This is a genomic window from Streptomyces sp. NPDC027189 (assembly GCF_055566975.1).
This window is the reverse complement of record NZ_JBVHRI010000023.1, coordinates 1-8,830: the sequence shown is the minus strand read 5'-3', so window position 1 is coordinate 8,830 and position 8,830 is coordinate 1. Positions and strand designations below refer to the sequence as shown.

Annotated in this window: 7 protein-coding genes, 1 pseudogene and 1 riboswitch; of the genes and pseudogenes, 7 read left to right on the top strand and 1 reads right to left on the bottom strand. The window is 73.5% G+C overall.

Annotated features, from left to right (window positions below; genetic code table 11):
- Positions 1-1,055: PP2C family protein-serine/threonine phosphatase (locus ACZ4RZ_RS37750; RefSeq protein ID WP_467751568.1), on the top strand; the 1,055-nt coding region annotated here is incomplete at its 5' end.
- Between the two features lie 95 nt (positions 1,056-1,150).
- Positions 1,151-1,516: pseudogene (locus ACZ4RZ_RS37745) on the top strand (serine hydrolase domain-containing protein); the annotation flags it as partial.
- Here ACZ4RZ_RS37745 and ACZ4RZ_RS37740 read toward each other — a convergent pair.
- Positions 1,510-2,172, bottom strand: a complete 663-nt coding sequence (locus ACZ4RZ_RS37740) for a phosphotransferase (protein ID WP_467751566.1) — start codon at positions 2,170-2,172, stop codon at positions 1,510-1,512. The pseudogene ACZ4RZ_RS37745 and the gene ACZ4RZ_RS37740 overlap by 7 nt on opposite strands.
- Positions 2,173-2,247: 75 nt before the next feature.
- A riboswitch (cobalamin riboswitch) is annotated at positions 2,248-2,402 on the top strand.
- 94 nt (positions 2,403-2,496) lie between these two features.
- On the opposite strand from ACZ4RZ_RS37740, the gene ACZ4RZ_RS37735 reads away from it, so the two are divergent.
- Genes ACZ4RZ_RS37735 through ACZ4RZ_RS37715 form a run of 5 tightly spaced genes read left to right on the top strand, consistent with a single transcriptional unit; the run spans position 2,497 to position 8,443 of the window.
- On the top strand, positions 2,497-3,729 hold the full coding sequence (locus ACZ4RZ_RS37735; protein ID WP_467751564.1) for a prenyltransferase/squalene oxidase repeat-containing protein: 1,233 nt from the start codon (positions 2,497-2,499) through the stop codon (positions 3,727-3,729).
- Positions 3,726-4,373 (top strand): SCO2322 family protein, encoded by a 648-nt coding sequence (locus ACZ4RZ_RS37730; RefSeq protein ID WP_467751562.1) that lies wholly within the window; start codon positions 3,726-3,728, stop codon positions 4,371-4,373. Before ACZ4RZ_RS37735 ends, ACZ4RZ_RS37730 begins: the two co-directional genes overlap by 4 nt.
- A gap of 16 nt (positions 4,374-4,389) precedes the next feature.
- The gene (locus ACZ4RZ_RS37725; RefSeq protein WP_467751561.1) at positions 4,390-5,661 is read left to right on the top strand and encodes an energy-coupling factor transporter transmembrane component T; all 1,272 of its coding nucleotides are present in this window, start codon (positions 4,390-4,392) and stop codon (positions 5,659-5,661) included.
- A complete protein-coding gene (locus ACZ4RZ_RS37720) occupies positions 5,658-7,490 on the top strand; it encodes an ABC transporter ATP-binding protein (RefSeq protein WP_467751560.1) in 1,833 nt (610 codons plus the stop codon). Before ACZ4RZ_RS37725 ends, ACZ4RZ_RS37720 begins: the two co-directional genes overlap by 4 nt.
- Positions 7,487-8,443, top strand: a complete 957-nt coding sequence (locus ACZ4RZ_RS37715; protein WP_467751559.1) for an ECF transporter S component — start codon at positions 7,487-7,489, stop codon at positions 8,441-8,443. The genes ACZ4RZ_RS37720 and ACZ4RZ_RS37715 overlap by 4 nt, the downstream gene beginning before the upstream one ends.
- Positions 8,444-8,830 lie beyond the last annotated feature (387 nt).

The window sequence follows — 8,830 nt, the reverse complement described above, 5'->3', positions numbered from 1 at the left end:
CGGGAGTCGGGCGGCAGGTGCGGTGGCTGGTGGTGGTGCCGCTGGCCGCCTGTCTGGCGATCGCCGTGCCGGATCTTCTCCTCGACCGGGTGCCACCGCTCATCGTGCTGCTGCTCATCGGCCCGTTGCTGGCCTGCGTCCGGCTGGGCGTCCGGCACACCATGCTGGCCTGCTGCTGGTCCGCGGTGCTGGGCCTAGCGATGGGGATCGGCGACCACACCGTGCAGACCTTCGCGTTCGCCGTCCACTGGAGCGGCCTGCTGCTCGGCTGCGCGCTCACCGTGTACGCGGGCCGGCAGCGCGAGCGGCTCGTCGCCACGCTCGACCGGGCCCGCGAGGTCACCCGGATCACCCAGGAGGCGATCCTGCGGCCCATCTCCCGCACCCTGAACGGCACTCAGGTGTGCACCCGCTACCACAGCGCCGCCCGCGAATCGACCGTCGGCGGCGACCTGTACGACGTCGCGGTGACACCGTTCGGACTGCGTGTCCTCGTCGGCGACGTCCGCGGTCACGGGCTCGACGCCCTCCGGCTGACCGCCGACACGATCACGGGTTTCCGCGAGCTCGCCTACACAGCCCTCGACTTGACGACCCTCGCCGGCGGCCTCGACGCACGGCTCGCTCCGGAGCTGGGCCCCGAGGACTTCGTCACCGCCGTGCTCGCCGAGTTCGCGCCCGGCGAGGTACGACTGGTCAACTGCGGTCACCCGCCGCCCCTGCGTGCCGGCCACCGCATCGAATTCCTCGAACCCCTTGTCACCGCCCCGCCGTTGGGACTGTGCCCCGACCCGCGCCAGTACCGCGTACGGCTCCAGCCCGGCGACCGGCTCCTCCTCTACACCGACGGCCTGACCGAGGCCCGCGACCCGGAGGGCGGCCCCTTCCCCCTCCTCGGCGAGGCCGCGATCGCCCTGCGCGAGCCGCTCCCCGACGAGGCCTTGCACACCCTGTACGCCCGCCTGATCGCCCACACCGGCTCGGCCCTCGCCGACGATCTCGCCCTGGTCCTGTGCCAGCCCGTGGAGACGACGCTCCCCGCGCGCGTGCCGTGAAGTCATGCGCCCGGCGCAGTACGGTCGCCCCCGGCCCGAGCTCCAGCGCGCGCTCGCGGCGGACGGATCGGTGCCCGGCCGATGATGTCGCGGCATCCACCGCCGACGACTGGCTGGCCTTCGCCCGCATGCTGCTCGCCGACGGCGCGGCGGGCAACCGTCGCCTCCTCTCCCCCGCCTCGGTACGGCAGATGACCACCAACCACCTCACCCCCGCCCAGCGCGAGATCGGGGCGCTGTTCATGGAGGGCCAGGGCTGGGGCTACGGCGCCCAGGTCGACATCGAACCCACCGACCCCTGGAACGTCCCGGGCCGCTGCGGCTGGACCGGCGGCACCGGCACGACGGCCCACATCGTCCAGTCGACCGGCACGGTCACCGTCCTGCTCACCCAGGTCGCCATGGAGAACCCGACGCCCACCCCGCTGATGCGGGACTTCTGGCGCCGTACCGCTCAGTGAAGCAGCGTCCGGATCAATTCCTTGGCGTCGCCAAGGAGTTGGACCTCGCGCACGCTCATCGTCGGATTGGCCGCCCGGCGCCGGCGCGCTTCGGCGAGACCGTCCTCCGTCACGCCGGGAGTGCCCTCGCCGAGCATCGCGGCCAGCGTCTCGCGCGCCACCTCCGCGTACGGCTCACCGCCGACGGCGACCTGGGCGAGGATCACGGCGGACATGCCCCAGTCCAGGCCGGGCGCGCCCTCCTCGGCGTTGGCCCAGTCGATGACCTTCGGGCCGTCCGGGGTGAGCATCACGTTGTCCGGGTGCAGGTCCAGGTGCAGCACGCGGACCGCCGGGTCCGCCGAGACCCGGGCGGGCAGCGCGTGCAGCCCGCGCAGCAGCCGGGCGAGGGTGACGCCCGCCTCCCGCGGGGAGAGCAGACCGGCGCCGAACGCCTCCAGCATGGTCGGCCCGGACAGCCGCTCCATCACCAGGTCGCCGCGGGTCGCCGCCCGCACGCCCGGCACCGGATAGCCGTGCCCGCGCACATGCTCCATCACCGCGGCCTCGGCCGTGGCGTCGCCCCACCCCTCCCGGTCCCGCCGCAGTACCCACGCATCGTCGATCTCATAGACGTCCGCCGAACGCCCCGAGCCGAGCAGTCTCCCCGTTCGCATGGGCCGACTTTAGGGCCTGTCCTCCGGATTGGCCCGGCATCCGCCTGGGCTCACAGGCGGCCCTCAGGCGCTTTGCTACGGCCCGGTAGAGTGAGCGCGTCGTCATCACACCCGTACGGGGAGAAGCCGGTGGAATTCCGGCGCTGACCCGCAACCGTGAGCCGCCCACCAGGGACGGTGAGCCGGATCGCCTCGGAAGGGAAGTGACCGGCTCGTGCCACCGGCAACCCGCCGCTGGCCGGCACCGTCGAGGGATACGGAGCCGGAGCCGCCCGGATGCTCCAGCGTGCGCCCGGTGCTGCCCGGCTCCCCGCAGGGAGAGTCATGATTGTTCGCCGCAGCGCCGCGGTACTGGCCGCCGCCGTCGTCATCGGTACGGCCGTCGCACCGGCAGCGTTCGCCGCCGACGCGTCCCCTTCTCCCTCCCAGGCGATCCCGTCCGGGCTGTACGGCTCCACCGACCCCACCTACGACGGTGTCTGGCGGCAGTCGCTCGCGCTGCTCGCCCAGCACACCGTGGGTGTCAAGCCCACCGGCAAGGCCGTCGACTGGCTGACCGGACAGCAGTGCGCGAACGGGGCGTTCGCTCCGTACCGCGCCGACGCCACCGCCAAGTGCGACGCCAAGACGATGGTCGACACGAACAGCACGGCCGCCGCCGTGCAGGCCCTCGCCGCGCTCGGCGGGCACGACGCCGAGACGGGCAAGGCCGTCGGCTGGCTGAAGTCCGTGCAGAACAAGGACGGCGGCTGGGGGTACACCGCGGGCGGGGCGAGCGACGCCAACTCGACGTCCGTGGTGATCGGGGCACTGACGGCCGTGGGCGAGAAGCCCGCCGATGTCGCCAAGGCAGGCAAGTCGCCGTACGACGCCCTGGTGGCTCTGTCCATCGCGTGCGGCTCGGACGGTGGCGGCGCGTTCGCCTACCAGCCCGACAAGAAGGGCAAGCTCGCGGCGAACGCGAACGCGGACGCGACGGCGGCGGGGGTGCTCGGCGCCCTGGGCAAGGGGTTCGTGGCGAAGGCCGGTGCGGCGTACGACCTTACGCAGTGCGCCACCACGGACTCGCCCGGACCGCAGGACGTGGCGCAGAACGGCGCCGACTATCTGGCCAAGTCGCTGAAGAAGACCCCCTACCTGAAGTCCGCTCTCGCCGGTGCCAAGGACCAGCCCGACTACGGCAACACGGCGGACGCGGTCGTGGCGCTGTCCGCCGCGGGCGCGACATCGTCGGCGAAGGAGCCCCTCGCCTGGCTGGAGAAGAACTCCGGCGCCTGGGCGGCGAAGGCAGGACCGGCCGCGTACGCCCAGCTGATCTTCGCCGCCCACGCGACCGGCACCGACCCTCGTCACTTCGGCGGCGCGGACCTCGTCAAGCAGCTCGGCGCGACCGGTCCGGCGACGAACGCGTCCGACTACTCGGCCGCCCCGAGCGACGAGAAGAAGAAGGACGACGACAAGGGGCTCGGTGTCTGGTGGATCGTCGGCGTCGGTCTCGTCGCCGGTATCGGCATCGGCTTCCTGATCAGCGGCCGCAACAAGAAGCAGCAGCTGTGAGCCGCCGTCGGACGTCCGCGCCGGTCCTGACCCTGGCCCTGCTGCTCCTCGTACTCGGCGGCGCGGGGCAGGCCCGTGCCGTCGGCTACCGCTACTGGTCCTTCTGGGACCTGACCGGCGGGAAGTGGACGTACGCGACACAGGGTCCGTCGACCGCGCGGCCGTCCGACGGCGACGTCGAGGGGTTCCGCTTCGCGGTGAGCGAGGACTCGCAGGACGCCACGAAGCCGCGCGGGGCGGCGGACTTCGCATCCCTATGCGCGAAGACGCCCGCCCAGCAGGGCAAGAAGCGCGTAGCCCTGGTCATCGACTTCGGCACGACGGCGGACGCGCCGTCCGGCGAGACGCCGCCGGCCCCGCGTACGGCGTGCGCCCGCGTCCCCTCCGACGCGACGACGGCCGACGCCCTCGCGTCGGTCGCCAAACCCCTCCGCTACGACACCAACGCCCTGCTGTGCGCCATCGCGGGCTACCCGCGCACCGGCTGCGGCGAACAAGTCTCCGCCACGAAGCCGACGGCCTCCGCCCGTCCCCGGGCGAAGGCCACCCACCACGGCCCATCCGTCGGCCTGCTCGCAGGCGCCGCCGCGGTGGCCCTGCTGGGCACGGCTGCCGTCTGGCAGGCGCGCCGCCGCCGGGGCTGACGCGGGGGTGGGAACGATGACGACGGACGACGACGAGCAGGCCGAGGCGGCCGCCACTGCCGAGGCTGCCGCTGTGCCCACCCGTCCCGCAGGGCGATGGGGGTCCCCCCTGCTCGAGCGAAGCCGAGAGCTTGGGGGAGGGTGGGCACAGCCTCCAGCGCCGGGTGCCGACCCAGCGGAGCGCCCGCTGCAACGCCGTACCCGCACGCCGCAGGCGACCCGCAGCAACGCCCTCCACCCGGGCGCCTGGTGGATCTGGGCCCTGGGCCTGGGAACCGCCGCCTCCCGCACCACGAACCCCCTCCTCCTGGCACTCCTCGTCGGCGTAGCCGGATACGTCGTGGCGGCGCGCCGGAACGAGGCACCCTGGGCCCGCTCCTACGGCGCATTCGTGAAGCTGGCGGCCGCCGTCCTCGGCATCCGGCTCGGCTTCGCCGTGTTCCTGGGATCCCCGATCCCGGGAACGCACCTCATCGTCACGCTCCCCGAAGTCCCCCTCCCCCACTGGGCCCAAGGCATCCGCATCGGTGGCCGCATCACCGCCGAGGGCCTGGTCTTCGCGCTGTACGACGGCCTGAAACTGGCCACGCTGCTCATCTGCGTGGGCGCGGCGAACGCCCTCGCCAACCCGGCGCGTCTGCTGAAGTCGCTGCCAGGAGCGCTGTACGAGGCGGGCGTCGCGGTGGTCGTCGCCCTGACCTTCGCCCCGAACCTGATCGCCGATGCACAGAGACTGCGCGCCGCCCGCAGGCTGCGCGGGCGCCCCGACCGGGGCCTGCGCGGCCTGCTGCATGTGGGACTCCCGGTCCTGGAGGGCGCGTTGGAGCGCTCGGTCGCCCTCGCGGCGGCGATGGACGCGCGCGGCTACGGCCGCACCGCCCAGGTCCCGCCCGCCGTCCGCCGCACCACCGCCGTACTGACGCTGGGCGGTCTGCTCGGCGTCTGCGCGGGCACGTACGGACTGCTGACCGCCGAGGGCGGCAGCTACGGCCTGCCGGTGCTGCTGGCCGGGCTGGCCGCGGCGCTCGGCGGCCTGTGGCTGGGCGGCCGCCGCTCGCTGCGGACGCGGTACCGGCCGGACGTGTGGGCCGCACGGGCGTGGCTGGTCGCGGGGTCGGGCGTGGCCGTGGCGACGCTGATGATCGTCGCCGCCTCGTACGATCCCGTGGCGCTGCGCCCGGGCGTCGTCCCCCTCGTGGCCCCCACCCTCCCGCTCTGGCCCGCGGCGGCGATCCTCCTCGGTCTCCTCCCGGCCTTCGTCGCCCCGATCCCCAAGGAGCCGTCATGATCCGCTTCGAGGATGTCTCCGTGACGTACGACGGTGCGGCCGAACCCACCGTCCGGGGCGTGGACTTCGAGGTGCCCGAGGGCGAACTGGTGCTGCTCGTGGGGCCCTCCGGGGTCGGCAAGTCGACGGTGCTGGGCGCGGTGAGCGGTCTCGTCCCGCACTTCACGGGCGGAACGCTGCGCGGCCGGGTCACGGTCGCCGGACGGGACACCCGCACCCACAAGCCGCGCGAACTCGCGGACGTGGTGGGCACGGTGGGCCAGGACCCGCTGTCCCACTTCGTGACCGACACCGTGGAGGACGAACTCGCGTACGGCATGGAGTCGTTGGGCCTCGCGCCGGACGTGATGCGCCGCCGGGTGGAGGAAACCCTGGACCTGCTGGGCCTGGCGGCGCTGCGCGACCGACCGATCGCCACGCTCTCCGGCGGTCAGCAGCAGCGGGTCGCCATCGGCTCGGTCCTCACCCCGCACCCGAAGGTCCTGGTCCTGGACGAGCCCACGTCCGCCCTGGACCCCGCCGCCGCGGAGGAGGTCCTCGCCGTCCTCCAGCGCCTCGTCCACGACCTCGGCACCACCGTCCTGATGGCCGAGCACCGTCTGGAACGCGTCATCCAGTACGCAGACCAGGTCGTCCTCCTCCCGTCCCCGGGCGCCGCACCGCTCCTCGGCACCCCCTCCGAGGTAATGGCCGTCTCCCCGGTGTACCCGCCGGTGGTGGACCTGGGCCGCCTCGCCGGCTGGTCCCCCCTCCCCCTGACGGTGCGCGACGCACGGCGGAGGGCGGGGGCGTTGCGGAAGCGGTTGGCCGAGGTAGCAGGCACAGCCCAGAGCACGGACTCAGAAGCAGGCGCAGCCCCGAGCACGGACTCAGAAGGAAGCGCAGCCCCGGGCGCAGAGGCAGAAGCAGCCGCAGGCGCGGGTCCGCGGGCCGCGGGGAGTCCGCGCGCCCATGCCGTTCCCGCTCCCCGTTCCCCCGCGCGCCCCCACTCCACGCCCCGCTTGTCCCGGCTCCTCCGCAGGGCCACCCCCACCGCTCCCGCTCCCGCCCCCGCGCAAACAGCCGTGGTCGAATCCCTCGCCGTCCGGCGCGGGCGCGTCGAGGCGCTCCGCCGTGTCGATCTCACCGCCGCCCCCGGCGAGACCATCGCGCTGATGGGCCGGAACGGCGCCGGGAAGTCCACCCTCCTCGGAGCGCTGGTCGGGTTGGTCGAGCCCGCAGCCGGATCCGTCCGGGTCGGCGGGGCGGTCCCGCACCGCACGGCGCCGCGCGAGCTCGTACGACGCGTGGGCCTCGTACCCCAGGAACCGCGGGATCTGCTGTACGCGGACACGGTGGCCGCCGAGTGCGAGGCCGCCGACCATGACGCGGGCGCCGAGCCGGGCACCTGCCGGGCTCTGGTGTCGGAGCTGCTGCCGGGGATCGCGGACGACACCCACCCCCGGGATCTGTCGGAGGGCCAGCGGCTGGCACTCGCGCTGGCCGTCGTGCTGACGGCCCGCCCCCCGCTGCTGCTCCTCGACGAGCCGACCCGCGGCCTCGACTACGCGGCGAAGGCCCGGCTGGTCACCGTGCTGCGCGGCCTGGCCGCCGAGGGCCACGCCATCGTCCTGGCCACCCACGACGTGGAACTCGCCGCCGACCTGGCCCACCGTGTGGTGATCCTCGCGGACGGCGAGATCGTCGCCGACGGCCCCACCGCCGAGGTGGTCGTCGCGTCCCCCTCCTTCGCCCCCCAGGTCACGAAGGTGCTGGCCCCCCAGCCATGGCTGACCGTCCCCCAGGTCCGCACGGCCCTGCGCGCGAACGAACCGGAGTCCCAGGAATGAGCGAGCCGACGGGCAAGCCCGCGCCTGTGAGCCGAACGGGCTCCGAGCCGACGGCCACACCCGCGCACGGCGCCGCAGCCGCGCCCGCCCCGGGGGCCCCGCAAGGCAGCCCCGCAGGCTCGCCCCAGCCCCCGTCGCACCCCCAAGCCAAAGCCATCCGCCTCGGCCCGCGGTCCATAGCCGCCCTCGTCCTGGTCAGTGCCACCGGTGTCGCCGGGTTCGTCTGGCCCCTGTTCGCGGGGCCGGGCTCGCAGGTCAGTGCGCATGCGCAGGATGCGCCGTGGTTGTTCGCGGGGCTGCTCGTGCTGCTCGTCGCCGTCGTGGCCGCGACGATCTCGGAGTCGGGGCTGGGGCCGAAGGCGGTTGCCATGCTCGGTGTGCTGGCGGCGACGGGAGCGGCGCTGCGGCCGATCGGGGCCGGGACCGCGGGCATCGAGCCGATGTTCTTTCTGATGGTGCTGAGCGGGCGGGTGCTCGGGCCGGGGTTCGGGTTCGTGCTCGGGTCGGTGACGATGTTCGCGTCGGCGCTGCTCACCGGCGGGGTCGGGCCGTGGATGCCGTTCCAGATGCTCGCCATGGGGTGGTTCACCATGGGCGCCGGGCTGCTGCCGGGCCCCGACCGGCTGCGCGGGCGGGCCGAGCTGGTGATGCTCGCCGCCTACGGCTTCCTCGCCGCCTTCGCGTACGGCACCGTCATGAACCTGGCCGGCTGGCCCTTCATGGACGCGCTGGCCTCGAACGTCGCCTTCGACCCGCACGACACCGTCCCCGGCAACCTGACCCGTTTCCTCGCGTACTGCCTGGCCACCTCGCTCGGCTGGGACCTGGGCCGGGCGGTCGTCACCGTCGTCCTGACCCTCACCCTCGGCGCGACCCTCCTCAAGGCGCTGCGCCGGGCCACCCGCAGGGCCGCTTTCGAGACCGCGGTCACATTCGACCCACCCGCTGCGTGATCCCGCGCGCACGGACCGTTGGGGGACGGGTGAAGCACCCCACATGACGCACGTCACCTACGAAGCGGAATCGTAGTCCACCTTGTCCGATATGTCCGTAGACATACCCCTTCTGACCTGCGGTTTGAGAGCCAGCTCACACGAGGGACTTTCCACCCCGATGCGGCCACAACTAGTAAAAGGGGTCATTGCGGACACGGTCCGAGCCTGTTTCTCTGGAGCAGTCGCCAGGCGCCGACGAGCCCACCCGGGCCGCGGCGCCCACGTATGCCAGAGCCACACACCACGTGGCCCCGACACACAACGACACCCTTGTCCCCGAAGAAAAGGTGCTCCGTGACCGTCTCCGTCATCCGCCGCGTCGTCGCCTCCCCGAAGAAGGTCCTC